This is a genomic window from Caballeronia sp. KNU42 (genome assembly GCF_053760385.1).
The window spans coordinates 604,825-623,124 of the sequence record NZ_CM132389.1; the positions used below are offsets into that span (position 1 = coordinate 604,825).

General features: G+C 61.4%; 18 protein-coding genes and 1 riboswitch. Of the genes, 12 read left to right on the plus strand and 6 right to left on the minus strand.

Annotated elements, in window-relative coordinates; all coding sequences use genetic code 11:
- Positions 1-14: 14 nt before the first annotated feature.
- Genes metC through ACSOSP_RS21855 form a run of 3 tightly spaced genes read right to left on the minus strand, consistent with a single transcriptional unit; the run spans position 15 to position 2,743 of the window.
- Positions 15-1,202 (minus strand): cystathionine beta-lyase, encoded by a 1,188-nt coding sequence (metC, locus tag ACSOSP_RS21845; RefSeq protein ID WP_455313009.1) that lies wholly within the window; start codon positions 1,200-1,202, stop codon positions 15-17.
- A complete protein-coding gene (locus tag ACSOSP_RS21850; protein ID WP_455313010.1) occupies positions 1,202-1,828 on the minus strand; it encodes a cysteine dioxygenase in 627 nt (208 codons plus the stop codon). Before ACSOSP_RS21850 ends, metC begins: the two co-directional genes overlap by 1 nt.
- 21 nt (positions 1,829-1,849) lie before the next feature.
- Positions 1,850-2,743: an amino acid ABC transporter ATP-binding protein gene (locus ACSOSP_RS21855; protein WP_455313011.1), complete on the minus strand. Its 894-nt coding sequence runs from the start codon at positions 2,741-2,743 to the stop codon at positions 1,850-1,852.
- Positions 2,744-3,106: 363 nt separating this feature from the next.
- Here ACSOSP_RS21855 and ACSOSP_RS21860 point away from each other — a divergent pair, with 363 nt between their 5' ends.
- The 11 genes from ACSOSP_RS21860 (at position 3,107) to ACSOSP_RS21910 (ending at position 11,923) form a co-directional block, all read left to right on the plus strand.
- The gene (locus ACSOSP_RS21860) at positions 3,107-3,889 is read left to right on the plus strand and encodes a transporter substrate-binding domain-containing protein (RefSeq protein WP_455313012.1); all 783 of its coding nucleotides are present in this window, start codon (positions 3,107-3,109) and stop codon (positions 3,887-3,889) included.
- A 1-nt stretch (position 3,890) separates the two neighbouring features.
- Positions 3,891-4,634, plus strand: a complete 744-nt coding sequence (locus tag ACSOSP_RS21865) for an ABC transporter permease subunit (protein WP_455313013.1) — start codon at positions 3,891-3,893, stop codon at positions 4,632-4,634.
- Positions 4,624-5,430 carry an amino acid ABC transporter permease gene (locus ACSOSP_RS21870; RefSeq protein WP_455313014.1) on the plus strand — a complete coding sequence of 269 codons (807 nt, stop codon included), beginning with the start codon at positions 4,624-4,626 and terminating at the stop codon, positions 5,428-5,430. The genes ACSOSP_RS21865 and ACSOSP_RS21870 overlap by 11 nt, the downstream gene beginning before the upstream one ends.
- Positions 5,431-5,575: 145 nt before the next feature.
- Positions 5,576-6,595, plus strand: coding sequence for a taurine ABC transporter substrate-binding protein (gene tauA / locus ACSOSP_RS21875; RefSeq protein ID WP_455313015.1), 1,020 nt, complete (start codon positions 5,576-5,578; stop codon positions 6,593-6,595).
- Positions 6,592-7,386 carry a taurine ABC transporter ATP-binding protein gene (locus tag ACSOSP_RS21880; RefSeq protein ID WP_455313016.1) on the plus strand — a complete coding sequence of 265 codons (795 nt, stop codon included), beginning with the start codon at positions 6,592-6,594 and terminating at the stop codon, positions 7,384-7,386. The genes tauA and ACSOSP_RS21880 overlap by 4 nt, the downstream gene beginning before the upstream one ends.
- The gene (locus ACSOSP_RS21885) at positions 7,383-8,234 is read left to right on the plus strand and encodes an ABC transporter permease subunit (RefSeq protein ID WP_455313017.1); all 852 of its coding nucleotides are present in this window, start codon (positions 7,383-7,385) and stop codon (positions 8,232-8,234) included. The genes ACSOSP_RS21880 and ACSOSP_RS21885 overlap by 4 nt, the downstream gene beginning before the upstream one ends.
- Before the next feature lie 105 nt (positions 8,235-8,339).
- A riboswitch (FMN riboswitch) is annotated at positions 8,340-8,522 on the plus strand.
- Positions 8,523-8,606: 84 nt separating this feature from the next.
- On the plus strand, positions 8,607-9,125 hold the full coding sequence (locus tag ACSOSP_RS21890; protein ID WP_455313018.1) for a 6,7-dimethyl-8-ribityllumazine synthase: 519 nt from the start codon (positions 8,607-8,609) through the stop codon (positions 9,123-9,125).
- Between the two features lie 190 nt (positions 9,126-9,315).
- Entirely contained in the window at positions 9,316-9,594 is a 279-nt protein-coding gene (locus tag ACSOSP_RS21895; RefSeq protein ID WP_455313628.1) for a YlcI/YnfO family protein, read from the plus strand.
- Entirely contained in the window at positions 9,591-9,899 is a 309-nt protein-coding gene (locus ACSOSP_RS21900; protein ID WP_455313019.1) for a type II toxin-antitoxin system RelE/ParE family toxin, read from the plus strand. Before ACSOSP_RS21895 ends, ACSOSP_RS21900 begins: the two co-directional genes overlap by 4 nt.
- Positions 9,900-10,010: 111 nt before the next feature.
- Positions 10,011-11,252: an MFS transporter gene (locus tag ACSOSP_RS21905; protein WP_455313020.1), complete on the plus strand. Its 1,242-nt coding sequence runs from the start codon at positions 10,011-10,013 to the stop codon at positions 11,250-11,252.
- A gap of 167 nt (positions 11,253-11,419) precedes the next feature.
- Complete coding sequence (locus ACSOSP_RS21910) at positions 11,420-11,923, plus strand: low affinity iron permease family protein (RefSeq protein WP_455313021.1); 504 nt, start codon at positions 11,420-11,422, stop codon at positions 11,921-11,923.
- A gap of 171 nt (positions 11,924-12,094) precedes the next feature.
- Here ACSOSP_RS21910 and ACSOSP_RS21915 read toward each other — a convergent pair whose 3' ends face one another.
- Both ACSOSP_RS21915 and ACSOSP_RS21920 read right to left on the minus strand, forming a co-directional pair.
- Complete coding sequence (locus ACSOSP_RS21915) at positions 12,095-15,331, minus strand: PAS domain S-box protein (protein ID WP_455313022.1); 3,237 nt, start codon at positions 15,329-15,331, stop codon at positions 12,095-12,097.
- Positions 15,332-15,567: 236 nt separating this feature from the next.
- The gene (locus ACSOSP_RS21920; RefSeq protein WP_455313023.1) at positions 15,568-16,065 is read right to left on the minus strand and encodes a DUF421 domain-containing protein; all 498 of its coding nucleotides are present in this window, start codon (positions 16,063-16,065) and stop codon (positions 15,568-15,570) included.
- Between the two features lie 446 nt (positions 16,066-16,511).
- Here ACSOSP_RS21920 and ACSOSP_RS21925 point away from each other — a divergent pair, with 446 nt between their 5' ends.
- The gene (locus ACSOSP_RS21925) at positions 16,512-16,736 is read left to right on the plus strand and encodes a DUF6723 family protein (protein WP_455313024.1); all 225 of its coding nucleotides are present in this window, start codon (positions 16,512-16,514) and stop codon (positions 16,734-16,736) included.
- A gap of 158 nt (positions 16,737-16,894) precedes the next feature.
- Here the strand turns inward: ACSOSP_RS21925 and ACSOSP_RS21930 are convergent, their stop codons facing one another.
- Positions 16,895-18,280 (minus strand): aminotransferase, encoded by a 1,386-nt coding sequence (locus tag ACSOSP_RS21930; RefSeq protein WP_455313025.1) that lies wholly within the window; start codon positions 18,278-18,280, stop codon positions 16,895-16,897.
- Between the last annotated feature and the right edge of the window lie 20 nt (positions 18,281-18,300).

Below are 18,300 nucleotides of genomic sequence, written 5' to 3' on the forward strand. Positions count from 1 at the left end.
GGGATGGACAGCGTTCAGGACAGCACGCTGCGAAAGGCTTGTGCCAGGTCGAGGATGAGATCGTCCGCGTCTTCCAGCCCGATGTGTAGTCGAACCACCGCTTCCGGTCCCTGCCAATAACTATGGGAACGCAAACGCCGCGGTGGTGCGATCAGGGCAAGGCTTTCATACCCACCCCACGATGCGCCAATGCTGAATAGTCGCAACACGTCGATGAAAGCAGCCGCCTGGCTCGTATCGGCGTCGCGCAAGGCGAACGAGACCAATCCGTTCGAGCCGTGGAAATCGCGTGACCACAATGCATGCCCGGGATCGGTGGCCAATGCCGGATGGAAGATGCGTGTGACCTGCTTTACGCGCTGCAGATACGACGCAACGGCAAACGCGCCGCGCGCGTGTTGCGCAAGGCGTACGGGCAACGTACGGATGCCGCGCAACGCGAGGTAAGCATCGTCGGCGCTGATGCTCAGGCCCAATGCGTCGTGAGCGTCTCGCAAGCGTTGCCCGATAGCTGCATCGGCGGTTGATACAGCGCCCTGCATCAGGTCCGAGTGTCCGCCCAGATATTTGGTGACGGCCTGGATGGAGACATCCGCGCCTAGCGCCAGCGGCTGATAGAGCAAGCCCGCGCCCCACGTGTTGTCAGCGGCGAGCAAGACGCCTTGCTCGTGAGCGAAGTCCGCAAGCGCCGGCAGATCGATGATCTCGTATAGAAACGAACTCGGCGACTCTGCGTAAATCAATCGCGTGTTGGCTTGGAGCAGCTTATGCGGCAAACCGTCCGCTGCACTGAAGTAGGTGAATGCCACGCCCAATCGCGTAAGCAGCGGTTCGATCCGTTCGCGCACGGGCCCATAGACCCCGTCATGAACCAGCACGTGATCGCCCGGCGACAACAAGCCGATAAACACCATTGAGATTGCCGACAACCCTGAAGGCGCAAGCAGCACGTCACGCGCCCCTTCCAGTTCGCCGATGGCCGCTTCCAGCGCCCGGTGCGTTTGCGTGCCATGCCGTCCGTACGTGCTGACCGCCTCGCCCGCCGCGCGCCGTTTATGCCGCGCCGCGTGACTCGACGTGTTCTCGAAACGCACCGTGCTCGTGCGTTCGACGGGCACATTGACTGGCGCGGCGCCATCGATGAACGCCGGCGCACCGGCCCGCATCAGGCGCGTCGCTTTACGCGGCAGAGGCGGACTCATCAGCCAACCGCCTGCGTGCCACGGTGCATGTGGGTCGTGTTGTAGCGCACCACACGCCCGGTGTCGAGTTCATAACCGAGACGGCCAGAAAGTGTTTCCAGCGGTCGGCCATAGAGATGAAAATGCAGCGTGGGTGCGCCGCCCGTTACGTGGATGCTATGAATGTCCTCGGGCAGGAACGCGATCGGTGTACCCGGACGCACCACGACCTCCCGCTCGATATCGAGCGTCGCGCGTTCGGGATCGGTACCGTCGTCGGTACGCTTATAGACACGATTCAGCTCTTCGCCTTCGAGCGCCGCGATGACCGCCCATGTGTCGTGGTTATGCGGAATGGTGGTCTTGCCGGGCAGCAACGAGTTCAGATAAAGCGCGAAACCATCCTCACGGGGATTCAGCCGATATCGCGTCGACGTATCGCCGCTGCCCGATTGCGGCGGCGGAAAATCCTGTGCAGTAAACAAGCCCGCGCGGTCTGCTGCAAGCGCCTGCAAGCGCTCGCTGATGGCATCGAGCGCGGCGCGAGTCACGCCCTGGTTCGCCACAATATGACGTACATGGTCCAACAATGCGGAAACAGCGGCCTGGCGTTCGCCAATCTGATCGGGTGTCGAGGTTGCGGTCATGTAGGAATGGGTTCGTAGAAATCAGGGAGTAGCCAAAGCGAGAGCGGCACCGCTTCGCGAGCGTTTGCGCAGCGCGTGCCGGTCATCGCCGCGTGCGCGTTGCAGGAACAGGCGCGTGCGTTCGTTCTCCGGTGAGCCGAAAATCTGCGACGGTGCACCGTGTTCGAGAATCACACCGCCTTCTGTGAAAAACACTTCGTCGCTGACATCTTCGGCGAAACGCATTTCATGCGTGACCAGCACGCATGTCTGGCCGTCGTCGACGAGTTCGCCAATCACGGTGAGCACTTCGCCCACCGTTTCCGGATCGAGCGCGGATGTCACTTCATCGAAGAGGATCAGGTCGGGGCGCATCGCAAGTGTCCGTGCAATAGCGACACGCTGCTGTTGCCCACCCGACAACTCGCCCGGATACGCATTGGCCTTGTCAGCCAGTCGCACCTTCGCCAGCAGAGCGTGGGCGTCGTGCTCGGCTTCGGCACGGCTGCGTCCGAGCACGCTCATGGGTGCGATGGTCAGGTTCGCCAGGACGTTAAGGTGGGGGAACAGGTTGTATTGCTGGAACACAAAGCCAATGCGCTTGCGCAACGCTATTTTCTGCGCGTCGGTGCGTTGCGCGCGGACATCGATTCCGTCGACATGCACTTCGCCCTGCTGCGGCGCAATCAGGCCGTTGATGACACGCAGAAGCGTCGACTTACCGGACCCGGACGGCCCGATGATGGAAACGGCCTCGCCTCGCCGCACACGCAGGTCGATACCCTTGAGCACCGGCACCGAGCCGTACGAGAGGTGGACATCGTGCAATGAAACCAGCACGGGATCGGCGCTGCCGGTAACGTCTGGTCGTGCCGACGCATGGGCGAGTGGCAATTCGTCCTGAAGCGGATCGAGCGCGAGCGCTATCAAACTCATGCGGCCTCCACGGGTGGTATTGGGGGAGCGCTAACCTCACGTTTCGACAGGATCAACCGAGTCATCACGGGGTTCCTTCTCAAGCGCAGGAAAACATGCTGGAGCGAAGATTTTAAGAACCGCGCCCCTTTTCGAGAACAAAGCATTCGTCGAATCGATAGCAGTCCGCTTGCTAAGGTTTTAACGCGCTCCGCACTTTATTTAAATCCTCAATCCACCGCTCTTGTGATTTGCTTAGCAGATTCGCTTCCTTGGCGACGCGCTGACGCTTACTTATTCTGTCAGGCTCTCCCGCCGCTATTCACCGCTATGACCCTGACGAACCTCCGGCGCCTGCTATCGCCTGTCGTGCTGGCATCGGCCATGACCGCATCTCTCGCCGTGCATGCGGACGCAACACTCGACAAAATCAACTCCCGCCATGAACTCACGGTGGGGGTGTTGATCGGGGGCAGTCCGTTCGGTTCACTCGATCCCGCGACGCAACAGCCGCGTGGTTTTAACGTGGACCTGGCTAACGAACTCGGTAAACGGTTAGGCGCGAAAGTACAACTCGTGTCCGTGTTGCCTTCCACACGGGTTCAGTTCCTTCAGCAGGGCAAGGTCGACATCCTGATCGCAAACATGGAGTACAACGCTCAGCGCGGTGAGATCCTGGACCATGTGGCGACGCCCTATTATCGCGTCGGCGGAACAGCAATCACGCTTAAAACAAGCGGTATTACGCGCTGGGAAGATCTGCGCGGCAAGCCGGTCTGCATTTCGCAAGGCAGCAGTTACATTCGTCCGATAGTGGAACGCTACGGCGCGATCCCGCGCGCCTTCCCCGGTTCGTCCCAGTCGCTGCTGGCGTTGCGCGGCGGAAGTTGTGTTGCAGCCGTCCATGACGCTGCACCGCTGCTTTATCCGTTGCTGCAGAGCGACCCTGAATGGCACGACTACCGGGCGCTGCAACCCGAGATAGAACCCGCGCCGTCGGTAATCTGGGTGCGTCAGGGCGATCACGATACCGCTGCAAAACTGGATACTTTCGTGCGCGACCTGCATCGCGACGGCTGGTTTATTGCAACTGAAGCGAAGAACGGTCTCAACCCGCCGTCGCCCGCGCTCGCCGAGTGGCATCGGCAATTGCCCGCGGAGAACTAGCATGGACACGCTGCTGCGCGGATTCATCACGGCGACAGCGCATCTCGGGCTCGACTATCGCTTCCTGCTCGACGACTATGAGCGCGTGCCGTTCGTGCAGGGTCTCGGCGTGAGCATCGAGATCATTGTTTCAACCATGACGGCCAGCGCCGTTGCAGGGCTCGTGTTGCTGCTCGCGCTACGCGGGCGCAACCTGCTTGTCGCCGGGCTGGCGCGCGGGTTCATCGAAGTCACCCGTAACACGCCCACGCTCGTACAGCTCTACTGCGCGTTCCTCGTGCTGAACATGCTGATTACGCAGTGGCTGCATGCACGCGGCATCGATAACCCGTTCAAGCCGTTCTTCTGGGTCGTGCTTGTACTGTCGCTGCACAAGGCCGCGTTTCATGCAGAGGCGCTGCGCGCCGGCTTTGACGCACTGCCTTCTCAAACGCTCGAAGGGGCGGCCTCGCTGGGCTTCAGCCGCACCACGCGTTTCTGGCGCATCGAGTTGCCGCTCGCGCTGCGCGCGGCCTTGCCTGCGCTCGTGAACAACATGGTGGAACTGGTGAAAGCGTCGGCGGTGGCATCCGCTATTGCAGTGGGCGACGTGACCTACCAGTCCATCATGATCTGGACCCAGCGCGACAACGTGCTCGCGTTGATGCTGCTGATTCTCGCGTTTTTCGGCGTGCTGACCTGGCTGGTCACGCTCGGCGGTCGCTGGCTCGAACGCCGCTACAGGATTCCCGGTTATGGCTACTGATTCGGCTGCCGCCGCGGGCAAGCTTGCTGTCACGCGCTTGCCGCCCGGCATCTATGGCGTGCTTGGGGTGCTCGCCGCAGGCGCCGCGTTGTGGTCGCTCGCGCCCGACACCGGCTCGCGCGGCGAGACGCTCGCACGCCTCGTGGAATGGGCGCCGGCGCTGGCGCACGGCTTCGCGATGAACGTGCTTATCAGCATCGGCGCGATTTTTATAGGCACGGTGATCGGGCTGCTTGCGGGTGCGCTCGCGATGTCGAAATCGTTCGCGGGGCGGCTGGCCCGCGTGTGGATTGTCGCGTTTCGCAACGCGCCGTGGCTCGTGCTGATCTACTTCACCACGTATGTATTTCCCTTCGAGATCCATGCGTTCGGCGCCATCGTGCCATTTCCCGACTGGCTCAAAGTGATGCTCGGGCTCGCTCTGCCCGCCAGCGCAAACATAGCGGAAGTATTTCGCGGGGCGGTGGCGTCCATCCCGTCCGCGCAGTGGGAAGCGGCCGCTTCGCTTGCGTTCTCGCGCTGGCAGATCCTTCTGAAGATAGTCGTGCCGCAATGCGTGCGCCGCATGCTGCCGCCGTGGATGAACGTGTACGCGATCATCACCATGGGCACCGCGCTGTCATCGCTGGTCGGCATCCACGACCTGCTCGACACTGCGCAGATCGCCAGCAGCACGGTCGCACGCAGCAGCTTCACGGTGCTGACCTACGTCGCGACGCTCGTGATCTTCTTCGCCTATTGCTATCCCATTTCGTGGCTCACGCGCGCGTTCGAAAAGCGCTTGAGGACGGCATGAAACGCCGGCTCGATGCTTCCAACACAACGTGCAAAGCAACGCTCGAACAACGTCATTTGCAACGCACGAATGCTTCTAACCGCTTGAACGCGGATTGCTTATAGTCGAAAGCCTCTCACGATAAACACTTGAACCAGGGCTTCCGATGAAACGCTTTCTCTCCTCCCTGCGCGCGTGCGCCGGCGTTGCACTCTTCGCTGTGGCCGCTAGCGCCGCTCACGCGCAGTCGCGCGAAGTCGTGATCGGCTACCAGGACATGGTCGTACCGTGGCGTTACGCTCAAGTGAGCGGCGCAGTCGAAAAAGCGACGGGCTATAAAGTGACGTATCGCAAGCTCGGCAGCGGCGCCGACGTAATCCGTGCACTTGCATCCGGATCGATACAACTCGGTGAAGCCGGTTCCAGCCCGATCGCGGCCGGTCTCTCGCAGGGCGTGGACATCTCGCTGTTCTGGATCCTTGACAACATCAACGACGCCGAAGCACTCGTTGCGCGCGACGGCTCCGGCGTGACCAAAATCAGCGATCTCAAAGGCAAGAAGATCGGCCTGCCGTTCGTCTCCACGTCGCACTTCCATGCGCTCGTCGCTTTGCAAAATGCCGGCGTCGATCCGTCCAGTGTGAAGATACTCAACCTGCGGCCGCCCGAAGTGGCCGCGGCGTGGGAACGTGGTGATATCGACGCGACCTATATCTGGGACCCCGTGCTCGCGAAGGTCAAGAAGAACGGCAAGGTGCTGATTACATCGGGTGAAGTGGCGAAGGAAACCGGCAAGGCGACCTTCGACGGTTTCGCGGTCAGCCGCAAATTTGCACAGGATAACGACGCATTCGTGACGAACCTGGTCAAGGTGCTGGCCGCCACCGACGCGCAGTATCGCGACAACAAATCCGCGTGGACAGCCGGGTCGAAGGAAGTCGAAGGCGTCGCGAAGGAATCGGGGGCGACCGCCGCCGAGGTGCCTGCCAGCCTCGCGCTTTACGCCTTCCCGACGCTCACGGAACAGGCTTCACCGGCCTGGCTTGGCGGTGGTGCTCAGTCGGGCGCCGCGAAGTCGCTGGCAGCCACTGCGGCCTTCCTGAAGACCCAGGGCACGATCCAGAACGTGCTGCCTGACTATTCGGTTGGCGTCGACTCACGCTTCGTCCAGCAAGCATCGCGATGAGCACGCTGGACATTCGCGGCCTCGGCGTGACCTATGAGGGCGCGGCAACGGCCGCTCTGGAGGGTGTCGACCTGCAGATCGACAGCGGCGAGTTCGTGGTTGCGCTTGGCGCCTCCGGATGCGGCAAGACAACGCTGCTGAACTGCCTCGCGGGCTTCATCGATCCGACTGCCGGCGAGGCGCGTCTGAACGGTGAACCGATCGTCGGGCCCGGCGCCGAACGCGGTGTCGTGTTTCAGAAATATGCGCTGATGCCATGGCTCGATGTGATCGACAACGTAGCGCTCGGGCTGCGTTTCCAGGGCGTGGGCCGGACGCGGCGTCGAGAGATAGCGCGTGAAACGCTGGCTCTCGTCGGCCTGGAAAAGCATGCGAATGCGCGGGTCTATGCGCTCTCGGGCGGCATGCAGCAACGCGTGGGAATCGCTCGCGCGCTTGCCAGCGATCCGCAGGTGCTGCTGATGGATGAACCGATGGGCGCGCTCGACGCGCTTACTCGCGAGACCATGCAGGAACTCGTGCTCGATGTATGGGGCCGCACCCGCAAGACCATTTTCTTCATCACGCATAGCGTGGAAGAAGCGTTGTTCCTCGCGACGCGGCTGGTCCTGATGACACCCGGTCCCGGCCGGATTGCCGAAAGCCACACGTTGCCGTTCGCGCGGCAGTTTCTCGAATCGCGCGACGCACGCGCGGTGAAGTCATCGCCGGCGTTCATCGAATGGCGCGAGCGGCTGGTTCGGCGACTGCATGGCGGGTCCCACGCTACGCTGCAGGAGGTGAGCTCATGAGTTCGATCGACTCGCTGCCGGGCGCTGCAAATGTCGCGCAGGTCAAGCGCCGGCGCAAGCCACGGCGTGGCCTTCCCGGCGAAGGTCCGACCGCTGCCCTGAGCGTTGTATCAGTCGCGGCGATTGCCGCGCTCTGGTGGGCGGCGACGTCTTTTCATTGGGTGGCGCCGCTTTTCCTGCCTTCGCCGCAAGCGGTGTGGAGCGCATTTATTGACGCGTGGAATGGCCGTATCCAAGGTGGTCTGCCACTGTCCGAGCATTTGCTGTGGAGCGCCATTCGCGTGTTCGGCGCGTTTGCGTTGGCAAGCGTGACGGCTGTACCTGTCGGCATCCTGATGGGGGTCAGCCGCGTCGCGCGGGGCCTGCTCGATCCGCCGCTGGAGTTTTACCGGCCGCTGCCGCCGCTCGCGTATCTACCGCTGGTCGTGATCTGGTTCGGTATCGATGAAACCGCGAAGCTGATCGTGATCTATCTCGCCTGCTTTGCACCCATTGCGATGGCCGCACGGGCCGGCGCCCGTAGCGCTACCGCCGAGCAGGTGAACGCGGCGTATTCACTTGGCGGGAGCTTTGTACAGGTCGTGCGTTTTGTCGTGCTGCCGGCCGCGTTACCCGAGATCCTGACGGGCTTGCGGATCGCGATCGGGTTTGGCTGGACCACGCTCGTCGCGGCCGAGATGGTGGCGGCAACGGCGGGACTCGGGCAGATGGTGCTGAACGCATCGAGCTTTCTCAGAACCGATGTCGTGGTCATGGGAATCGTATTGATCGGCTTGATTGCGTGGACCTTCGATCTCGGTATGCGCGCGCTGGAGCGACGATTGGTGCCCTGGCGCGGGAAGGCTTGAGGCGTGTCTGCCGCGGGCGAGATGATTCAGAAGAAACCCCGTCGCCGTAGTTGAGTCCCGGTGTATTTTTAAAAATCGTGATAATTTATGTTCCGTTCACTAAGAACGAGTTCTCGGGGCGGGGTGAAACTCCCCACCGGCGGTAATCGCGTAGAGCTTCTGCGCGTAGCCCGCGAGCGTTTTGTGTGTTGCCCTGAATTTTCTTGAAGGCATGGCGAAACACTAAGGTCAGCAGACCCGGTTTGATCCCGGGGCCGACGGTCATAGTCCGGATGAAAGAGAACGGGACGGCGTGTGTCCTCGTGCGCGAAAGTATTTGCGTTTGGGGAGCGTGCCGTCCTTCGCCCTGTTCACACAAACAGGCTTATATTGATGACGCTCTCCACTACTCTCGAAAGTAATCCCGCCGTCGATAAGACAACGACAACGGCAGCGAAGCCGCGTGCCCGTATCGCATTCATTCAGGCGTGCTGGCATCGCGACATTGTCGACCAATGCAAAGCATCCTTCCTCGATGCCATCCAGGCACAAGGATTCAGCCGCGACGATATCGATCTCTACGAAGTTGCCGGCGCCTTCGAAATCCCGCTGCACGCGAAGCTGCTCGCTCAACGTGGCGGCTACGCGGCTATTGTTGCCGCAGGGCTTGTGGTGGATGGTGGCATCTACCGGCACGAGTTCGTCGCGCAGGCTGTCATCACCGGCTTGATGCAAGTGCAACTGGAAACCGGCACGCCGGTCTTGTCCGCTGTATTGACGCCGCATCACTTCCACTCGGGCGACGAACACACGAAGTTCTTCCGCGAGCATTTCGTCGTGAAGGGTGTTGAAGCAGCGACCGCTTGCGCCGATACGATCCGCAAGGTGGCAGCGCTCGCGAACGTGAGGTAGCGTCAGGCGGATGCAAAGAGCAGAAAGCGCCACTTGGTCATTTCGACCCACGTCGTGCTTTTTTTGCAAGGATCGCGTACTCAAGATGTGAAAGCCGCGCGAGCTAGCATAGGCACTGAATAGATTCTCTTGCGTCCACTCACAAAAAACACGACCATGCATCGCAATTATGATGCATGGAGTGTAAGTGATGAAAACAGCAACTTTCCCATCGGTGCGGGTCGAGCCAGAATTGCGCGAGGCCGCCGAACGCGTCCTGGAGGAAGGCGAGAGTCTCTCGGGTTTTGTCGAGCAGGCGATCCGAGAAAATATCCTGCGTCGCCAGCATCATAGTGAGTTCGTTGCTCGAGGACTCGCGTCCCGTGACGACGCAAAGCGCAGCGGCAACTACATTTCGGCTGAAGAAATGCTCTCGCGCTTGAGCAAGCGGTTAGACCCCGCAAAGGCGCGGAGCAAGACCCGCCGATGACGTTCGAGATACGCTTTACCGCTGGTGCCGCAGAAGATCCCGAACGACTTTACGACTTCATCCCTACACGCGATAAGCTCGACGCATCGCTCGCCGAACGCGCTCTTCACGCAATCTCCGAGGGCATCGCCACGCTTCGTGCCTCGCCCTTTACCTGTCGAAAAGCGCAGTCAAATCTTCCGTTTCTACGAGAACTGATTATCCCTTTCGGGCGATCCGGCTATGTCGCGCTCTTCGAAATAGACGATAGCGATACGGTGACGATCCTGGCGGTACGGCATCAGGTGAAAGACGACTATCACTAATCGTCAATGACGAAACCGATGGCGTAGCAGAACGTAAGCGCAAGATCCGGGGCGTATCGCGCGCCTCCTCACACCATGATGATCGGGCCACCTCCCAAGGAGTCCCCCTTCATGCACCCCACGCGAAACCAGCGCATCACCCTGCCGCCCGCATTTCATCGTTTAGCCTGGTCGAACTTGCTCGCACAGTCCGCTGAGCAGATCAGTCTTGCCGCCGCGCCACTCGTTGCAGTGTTCCTGCTGGGCGCAAGCGCTGCGCAAACAGGCCTGCTGCAAACCGCCCAGACGTTACCCTTCCTGCTGCTCTCGTTGCCTATGGGCGTCTATGCCGACCGTCACTCCCGACGCGGACTGATGGCAAGCGCAGAAGCCGTTCGCGTACTGGCAATGATCACGATCCTCATGCTGATCGGAGCCCACCTCCTGACACTGCCGATGCTTGCTGTCTGCGGTTTTATCGGCGCGGCGGGTACGGTCGCTTACAGCGTTGCAGCACCCTCGCTCGTCCCTTCCCTCGTACCTCGCGATGCATTGCCCGCAGCCAATAGCCGCATCGAGTTGGCTAGAAGCGTTGCGTATTCGGCGGGGCCGGCGCTAGGCGGGGTGATCGTGGGCTCCGTGGGCGCGGGTTGGGCCTACGCGTTAGCGACGATGCTATCGGCCGCCGCCGTTGCGCTGCTGCGCGCGTTGCCCGTCTCAGCGCATCCGCCCAGGACCGGCCGGCATTTCCTCGCCGAGGTCCGGGAGGGCGCCGCTTTCGTATTCCGCGACCCGCTGCTTCGCCCCATTCTCCTTACCGCGGTTTTCTTCAACCTGGGCTATTTCGTATTGCAGGCGGTCTACGTGGCTTACGCGGCGCACCGCCTGCATATGTCGTCATGGGTGATCGGCGTGAGCCTGGCGGCCTATGGTGCGGGCATGGTGGCTGGCGCGCTGGCGGGACCCGAAGTGTCCAGGCGAGTTTCGTTTGGCCGGACACTCGTGATCGGCCCTGCGTGCGGATTCCTGGCATCGGTGCTGATGAGCGCAACCTTGTTTTTCCCGCATGTATGGATGGCCTGCGTGAGTTTCTTCTTGCTCGGCGCCGGTCCAATACTATGGACGATCGGTTCAACCACATTGCGCCAGGCGATCACACCTCACAACATGCTCGGCCGCGTGTCGGCCATCATGAGCACCGCAACCTATGGCGCGCGTCCCGTTGGCGCTTTGCTTGGCGCAGCCCTCGCGACGCAAGCCGGAGTGAGCGCATGCCTGCTGATGTCGACCGCGGCTTTTGCAGTCCAGTTAGTGGTGATCGTTCTGTCTCCGGTCACGCAACTGCCGGCACTTCCCGAAGGCGCGGCGTCTTGAGCGGTAGTAGCTTTCAGGACACCGTGCCGCGCCTCCGCCAAAACCTGATGACGCTGATGTGTTTTTAAACCAGCGCGATATCTTCCAACTCCGCGCGCGTCGCCTATCCGGAATGATTTTTGCGTTTGTTCATGAAGACATGAAGCAACGACAACCAGGAGAAAGCGATGCGAAAGGAAACTTCGCCCCCGTTGCACCCGGCGGACCCGACGCACCCGTCGCAGTCGTCAACGGACTCGATGGACACCGTCCCTGACACATTGAGTCCCGCTTTCGCGACCCGTCACCCCGTCACCCGTGCCTTCGATATCTTCGCGAGCGCCGTGACCCGCTGGACCGGCTCCCCCGTGGCATTTGGCCTTGCCGTCATCAGCATTTTGGTCTGGGCCGTGACCGGGCCGGTTTTCCACTACTCGGAAGACTGGCAACTGGTGATCAATACCGGGACAACCATTGTCACGTTCATCATGGTGTTCCTGATCCAGCAAAGCGCGAACAAGGACAGCGTGGCGCTGCACCTCAAACTCAATGAGTTACTTGCGTCTCACCGGCCTGCGGACAATCACCTGATCGGGATCGAGGATGCTTCTGAAGAGGAGCTTCGAAGCCTGGCAGCCGCTTATCTCCGGAAGGCGTCCGCGAAGGAGCAGGCACCGGCCGCGAATGCCTAGTCTCAGGCCAAGGGTCGTCAGGCCAAGGATATTGCTGCGTTTCTCAGCGAGGATGACCGGCAGTCGACGCTGCCGAACCGGATGTCCCGAGCCATGATCCGTGCGGGCCGGTGCGGGCCGGTTTGCATTCCGGCAACACGTTCAACGGCGTGGCGCAACGCCTGGCTGCAGTCATCGAACCTGTTGCAAGACCGCGGCCATGCTTGCTGTGTCGTAGGGCTTTCGCAAGACAAAGTATCCGGATACTTTTGAAACATGATGGTCGCCGGTTGCAAATATGACAGCCACGTCACGACGCAAAACGCGTGCTTGTTGGGCAAGCTCTTCGCCCGACATGCCGGGCAAGCCGACGTCCGTGATGAGCAAATCCACCGCTTCTTTCTGAATCAGCATCAAGGCGGCTTGTGCGTTCGCGGCCTCGTGGACCACGTGCCCCATTGCCACGAGCAACTCAGCCGTGTTGGAGCGAATCAAGTCATCGTCTTCAACGAACAGGATCTTCAGCGCGCGTCCGGCAGGCGCGTTCGGCCTGACTGCCGAAGCCACTCTCAAAGGCGCCGGCGCGACCGTGAGCGCGGCATGCTGGGCTTGATTGGCGAGCACGTGCCTGATCTTTCTTGCGAGCGCCTCCCGCGTGTAGGGCTTGCCGAGCAGTTCGACGCCGGCATCCAGCCGGCCGCCGTGAACAATCGCGTTTTCCGTGTAGCCCGACGTGAACAGCACCGCCATGCCGGGAATGAGTTGCCGCGCGCGACGTGCTAATTCGGGGCTTCGCAGCGGCCCCGGCATGACGACGTCGGTGAACAACAGATCGATTGACACACCGCTTTCGATGATCGCAAGCGCGCTGCCGGCGTCGTTCGCCTTGAGCACCCGATATCCCAGTTCAGACAGCATCTCCACCGCCGTCACCCGGACTTGCTCGTCGTCTTCGGCTACCAGGATGGTCTCGGCGCCACCGAGCACCGGTGTGCTTTCCATCACTGTCCCGAGATCCTCCTTGTCGTGGGTCCGCGGCAAATACAACTTGACCGTCGTGCCTTGACCCGCTTCGCTGTAGATCTTGACGTGTCCGCCGGACTGCTTAACAAAACCATAGACCATGGAGAGCCCCAGCCCCGAGCCCTTGCCCTCCGGTTTCGTCGAGAAGAACGGTTCATAGGCCTGGGCCAGCACTTCGGGTGTCATTCCGCAGCCGGTATCCGTCACCGCGAGCATCACATATTGCCCAGGCGTCACTTCGGCATGATCGAGCGCATAGCGCTCGTCGAGGAGAGCGTTGCCTACTTCAATGGTCAGCTTGCCCGTGTTGTCCATGGCATCGCGCGCATTGATGGCGAGATTGAGGACCGCGTTCTCGACCTGGGTCGGATCGACGAATGTGTTCCACAGGCCGGCGGACACTACCGTCTCGATCTCGATGGCTTCGCCCAGACTGCGCCGCAACATGTCTTCCATGCCGGTGATGAGCCGTCCGATCCTGATCGTCTTCGGATCGAGCGCCTGGCGGCGGCCGAAGGCCAGCAACTGGCTCGCCAGCTTCGCGCCGCGGCTCACGCCGGCAAGCGCATTCGCCAGGCGCCGCTCTGCCCGCTCGCTGCCCGCGACATCCGACGCAAGAAGTTGCAAGTTGCCCGAAATAACCTGCAGCAGGTTATTGAAATCGTGCGCGACGCCGCCGGTGAGCTTGCCGATCGTCTCCATCTTTTGCGCCTGCTGCAGCGCGAGTTCGGTACGCTGCAGCGCGTCTGCCGCTTCGCGATCCGCGGTGATGTCGCGGCCCACGGCATGGATGAAACGCTCATCGGGCACAGCCGTCCACGACAGCGTCACATACGCGCCGTCCTCTCGTTGATACCGGTTGACGAACTTGAACGTGCGGATGCCCTCGCTCAGTTCGCCCAATTCGGCGAGCGTCGCGACCCGGTCATCGGGATGCACGAACTCGAGGAATGAATGGCCGATAAGGTCCTTCTCATCCCGGCCCAGGATCTGCCGCCAGGCCGGGTTCACCGCCACAATATTCGACTGGAAATCGGCGACCAGCATCATGTCGGTAGAAAGCCGCCACATGCGGTCCCGGTCGGCAACACTTTCCGCCACCTGCTGTTCGAGGGTCTTGTTCAGGCGTTGGAGGGCGCGTGCTGCGGACTTCTGGTCCTCGATGTCGGTATTCGTGCCAATCCAGTGAACGATGCGCCCGGCGTTGTCGCGAATAGGCAGCGCCCGGGCGATATGCCAGCGGAACACGTCATCGGCGCGTCGAATGCGGAACTCGCATTCGTAGGTCGTGCCCGATGCCACCGCGTCGGCCCACTGTGCGGCGGCGGCCTGCAGATCATCGCGATGAACGATCTTGCCCCACGCCTGGCCGTCCAGGCTGCCCCGCGCCGCGCCGCTGTACTCGTAGACCCGCTCGTTGAACCAGTCGAGTTCACCGTCGCGCTGCGCCGACCAGACCTGGTTGGGCATGGCCTGGGCGAAGGTACGGAATTTCTCCTCGCTCTGGTGAACTGCGCGCTCCGCCGCAAGGCGGTCCGTCACGTCGGTTCCCTGAATGAAGATGCCGATCACAGCGCCGGCTTCGTTACGTACCGGCTGATAGACGAAGTCGACGTAACGCTGCTCCGCAGGCGCCCCGGGGAGCCGATTCAGCACGATGGACTGCGCACTGCCCGAGACGGGCATTCCAGAGGCGTAGACCTGATTCAGTTTCTCTACAAACCCCTGCCCGCGCAGTTCGGGCAATCCTTCCTGCACCGGCTTGCCCAGGATCGTGCGATCCCCAACGAGCTGCGTGAAGGAAGCGTTCGTCAATTCGATGACGTGTTCGGGGCCGGTCAGCATGGCCATGAAGCCCGGAGCCTGTTCGAACATCCGTCGCAAACGTTCGCGCTCGCCGCTCAGCCAGCGCTCCGCGCGCACCTTGGCGGTTGTCTCCACCACGATCGCGATCACCGCGACCGGAATCCCCTGCTCATCGCGAATGGGCGAGTAATCCAGGTTCATCCACACTTGCTCGCCCCGGCCGTGGCGGTGCAGCGTCAGTTCCTGGTCTTCGTATCGCAGCGTTCGGCCGGCCAGGCCGACCTTCATCACGTTGTCGTTGAAATCCGCGACCTCGGACCACCCTTCCCGCACCTTGGAGCCGAGAAGCTGAGGATGCCGCCCACCGGCGAAAACGGAATAGGCGTCGTTGTAGAGCATGACGCCATCTACCCCCCAGAGCGTGACGATCGGGACAGGCGACTGCAAAATCAGGGCGATGGTGCCGGTCAGCGTTTTAGACCAGCCGCCGACAGGTCCCAGTGACGAAGTGGACCAGTCTCTGGATGCGATGATCCTGGCGACTTCGCCGCCGCCGTTCAGGAAGGCGTAATCCAGGCCAGCGGGTTGTCTTTCGTTCATGTGCGTGGATCGATAAGCAACGCCCAACCGTACGACGCACCAAGCGTTGCAGAGTTTGAAACGTCAGGAGACAGACGGGCATTTTACCTGCCAAAACCCCACTCGCAGCGTGCCGCCGAGGCTTCCGGCGCGCGCTTTCCAGGCCCACCGCCCGGGGACAATTCTTGCTGGCAGTGGTCTCTTGGCCCTGTCTTCCCCGCTCCCGGCCATGTTGAGAGTGAACCCCGCAAACGCCCTTAGCGGGCATCGCTATCGCGCAGCAGGCTGATCTCCCCATTGCGTTCCAGCGTAGCCGCGCGCACTCCGGAGAGGTCGTCGGCGCCAAGTTGCTGCCGCGCCGTTTCGAATAGATCGGTTCGCGTAATGAGCGCTGCGGACATCTGCTTCTCGTCGAAGCGGCCATCGCGGTACAGCTCCCGTTCAGTCCCGCCCACGAGGCGCTCCAGCGCAGGCGAATGTACGCAGCCCCATGCAAGCACGCGGTGTAGCACGACGATTACAAGCGAGGCGATCACTGTCGGGATCGCTGGCGAAGCACCCACGATTACACGGCTCAGCGTCGCGCCAAGCAGTATGGCGACGACATAGTCGAACGGAGAACGCTGGCCGAAAGAACGTCGGCCGGAGATTCGAATGCAGACCAGCGCGCCGATAAAGGCCGCGGCCGCGCGAGCCGCCATCTGCAGCGAATCGAGGTCGTGGCCGCTGCCGAACACTGTGATGAGGGCGTCCATGTGCTTTCCTTTCCTGCCATTTCGTATCAGAGAGCATGGCTTCTCTTGAGCCGAAGCACGCCCGGGTTGCACGCGTGCCGGCGCGTGTTCGCCGGCTCGAGGCTCAAGCGGCGTGCCGGGCTCGTCCAGACACCGTGGATTTTTTGGACAAGCGGAGCATTCTGGCCCCGGTGCGTTTCGTCATCGGCCAGCGCCCTGTGCCTGCTTCCAGCTCCCACGCAAGAAGCGTACTTCGAACGCGGACTGGTAATTGCTGATCGTTGAGTACATGAAATTTCAGTGAACGTCGTGATGTGCCCCAAGCCCGGAAAATTCGCCCGTTTCAACGCTCGACCGGACGCACCACGCCCTTATGCGCTCACGATTGAAACACGTACAAAGCCATGAAAAAACCGAAAATTGTCCTATCCATGACCCAGCTACAGGGCCGGCGATTAGGCGAATGCATGCGCCCTGAGGACTTCGCGGTGTACGCGTCGTACCAGATCAACGCCGGCGGATTGTTTGTAGGAACGCTAAAGGTTATTAGAAAGACCGACGGCCGCCTGTTATTCCCGTTCCAGGGAGCACCGGTGCTCGGACCGTATCCCTCACGCGAAGAAGCGCGCGAGGCGGCAGTCGTGCACGGCGAACAGATTGTCGCCAGTGATATCGCCAATCCGGAAGATTGAGAGTAGCGCTAATTGCGGACCGGCGTCGCGGCGTTTGAATGCTGCGTTGCAATGAGCTCGCTCGATGTAGTCGTATCAACCTGGTCTTTGCTATGAAAAAGCCGCCGGAACAAAGCCGGCGGCCTGACCCCTTACGCCGCAGGGAGAGCGGAGGAGCGTTATGCGATCGTCTGCGTGGCGACTTCATCCACCGCTTCGCGCACGATACCGACGATCTCGTCCACGTCCGCCCGCGTGGTCACGAGCGGCGGCGCGAAGCCGAGAATATCGCCGTGCGGCATGGCCCGTGCGATCACTCCGCGCCGCAATGCGGCGGCCGACACCTTCGGCCCGACCTTCAACGCTGCATCAAAAGGCTTGCGGCCTGGCTTGTCCGCCATGAATTCCAGTGCGGCCAGCATGCCGGTCTGGCGCACTTCACCCACGAGCGGATGCTGGTCGAATGCGGCATGAAGTTGAGCGCCGAGATAAGCGCCGACATCGGCCGCGTTCTGCGTGAGGTTCTCGCGCTCCAGAATGTTCAGGTTGGCAATAGCGGCAGCCGCACAAATGGGGTGGCCCGAATAAGTCCAGCCGTGCCCCATCGCACCATGTTCCTCTGACCCTTTCTCGATCACATCCCACACCCGTTCGCCCACGATCACGCCCGACAGCGGCGCATAAGCGCTCGTGAGACCCTTCGCGACGGTGATCAGGTCGGGCAGCATGCCGTAGTGCTGCGAGCCCATCTTCGAGCCGAGGCGGCCGAAGCCGCATACCACTTCATCGGAGATCAGCAGGATGTCGTGCTTCTTCAGCACTTGCTGGATCGCGGCCCAATAACCTTCCGGTGGCGCGATGATACCGCCCGTCCCCATCACCGGTTCGCCAATGAATGCGGCAATGGTGTCGGCGCCTTCTCGCGCGATCAGCTTCTCCAGTTCTTCCACGCAATACGCGACGAACTGCGTTTCGTTCATGCCGGGCGGCGCCTGCCGGTACCAGTGCGGACAGACCGTATGCTTCACGCGATCGACCGGCAAATCGAAATGCTGATGGAAGCTCGGCAAACCGGTCAGGCTGCCCGTGACGATGCCCGAACCGTGATAGCCCCGCTGACGCGAAATGATTTTCTTCTTGTTCGGACGCCCGAGCACGTTGTTGTAGTACCAGACGATCTTGATCTGCGTTTCGTTCGCGTCCGAACCGGACATGCCGTAATACACCTTCTTCATCCCCGCCGGCGACCAGTCGATAATCCGCGACGACAGTTCGATGATGGTGTCAGTGGAATGACCCACATACGTGTGGTAATACGCGAGCTTCTTGGCTTGCTCGTAGATTGCATCGGCCACTTCGGTGCGGCCATAGCCAATGTTCACGCAGTAAAGACCCGCGAAGGCGTCTATGTAACTCTTGCCCTCGTGATCTTCAATTCGAATACCCTTCGCTCCCCGAATGATTTTTCCGGGCAGCGCGCCGCTCGCGTGATCGTGCGCATGGGTCGACGGATGCATGAAGTGTGCACGGTCTTCGTTGAACAGTTGCTCGAGTTGCTGTGTCATGAGTTGCTCCCTAGGTTCCT

What these genes read in the sequence shown, in the direction of transcription:
- ACSOSP_RS21860 (WP_455313012.1), top strand. Translation starts at nt 3,107, where the DNA reads ATGACCGCATCTCTCGCCGTGCATGCGGACGCAACACTCGACAAAATC.
- ACSOSP_RS21850 (WP_455313010.1), bottom strand. Translation starts at nt 1,828, where the DNA reads ATGACCGCAACCTCGACACCCGATCAGATTGGCGAACGCCAGGCCGCT.
- ACSOSP_RS21915 (WP_455313022.1), bottom strand. Translation starts at nt 15,331, where the DNA reads ATGAACGAAAGACAACCCGCTGGCCTGGATTACGCCTTCCTGAACGGC.
- ACSOSP_RS21910 (WP_455313021.1), top strand. Translation starts at nt 11,420, where the DNA reads ATGCGAAAGGAAACTTCGCCCCCGTTGCACCCGGCGGACCCGACGCAC.
- ACSOSP_RS21880 (WP_455313016.1), top strand. Translation starts at nt 6,592, where the DNA reads ATGAGCACGCTGGACATTCGCGGCCTCGGCGTGACCTATGAGGGCGCG.
- tauA (WP_455313015.1), top strand. Translation starts at nt 5,576, where the DNA reads ATGAAACGCTTTCTCTCCTCCCTGCGCGCGTGCGCCGGCGTTGCACTC.
- ACSOSP_RS21900 (WP_455313019.1), top strand. Translation starts at nt 9,591, where the DNA reads ATGACGTTCGAGATACGCTTTACCGCTGGTGCCGCAGAAGATCCCGAA.
- ACSOSP_RS21855 (WP_455313011.1), bottom strand. Translation starts at nt 2,743, where the DNA reads ATGAGTTTGATAGCGCTCGCGCTCGATCCGCTTCAGGACGAATTGCCA.
- ACSOSP_RS21890 (WP_455313018.1), top strand. Translation starts at nt 8,607, where the DNA reads ATGACGCTCTCCACTACTCTCGAAAGTAATCCCGCCGTCGATAAGACA.
- ACSOSP_RS21905 (WP_455313020.1), top strand. Translation starts at nt 10,011, where the DNA reads ATGCACCCCACGCGAAACCAGCGCATCACCCTGCCGCCCGCATTTCAT.
- ACSOSP_RS21920 (WP_455313023.1), bottom strand. Translation starts at nt 16,065, where the DNA reads ATGGACGCCCTCATCACAGTGTTCGGCAGCGGCCACGACCTCGATTCG.
- metC (WP_455313009.1), bottom strand. Translation starts at nt 1,202, where the DNA reads ATGAGTCCGCCTCTGCCGCGTAAAGCGACGCGCCTGATGCGGGCCGGT.
- ACSOSP_RS21895 (WP_455313628.1), top strand. Translation starts at nt 9,316, where the DNA reads ATGAAAACAGCAACTTTCCCATCGGTGCGGGTCGAGCCAGAATTGCGC.
- ACSOSP_RS21925 (WP_455313024.1), top strand. Translation starts at nt 16,512, where the DNA reads ATGCGCCCTGAGGACTTCGCGGTGTACGCGTCGTACCAGATCAACGCC.
- ACSOSP_RS21885 (WP_455313017.1), top strand. Translation starts at nt 7,383, where the DNA reads ATGAGTTCGATCGACTCGCTGCCGGGCGCTGCAAATGTCGCGCAGGTC.
- ACSOSP_RS21870 (WP_455313014.1), top strand. Translation starts at nt 4,624, where the DNA reads ATGGCTACTGATTCGGCTGCCGCCGCGGGCAAGCTTGCTGTCACGCGC.
- ACSOSP_RS21930 (WP_455313025.1), bottom strand. Translation starts at nt 18,280, where the DNA reads ATGACACAGCAACTCGAGCAACTGTTCAACGAAGACCGTGCACACTTC.
- ACSOSP_RS21865 (WP_455313013.1), top strand. Translation starts at nt 3,891, where the DNA reads ATGGACACGCTGCTGCGCGGATTCATCACGGCGACAGCGCATCTCGGG.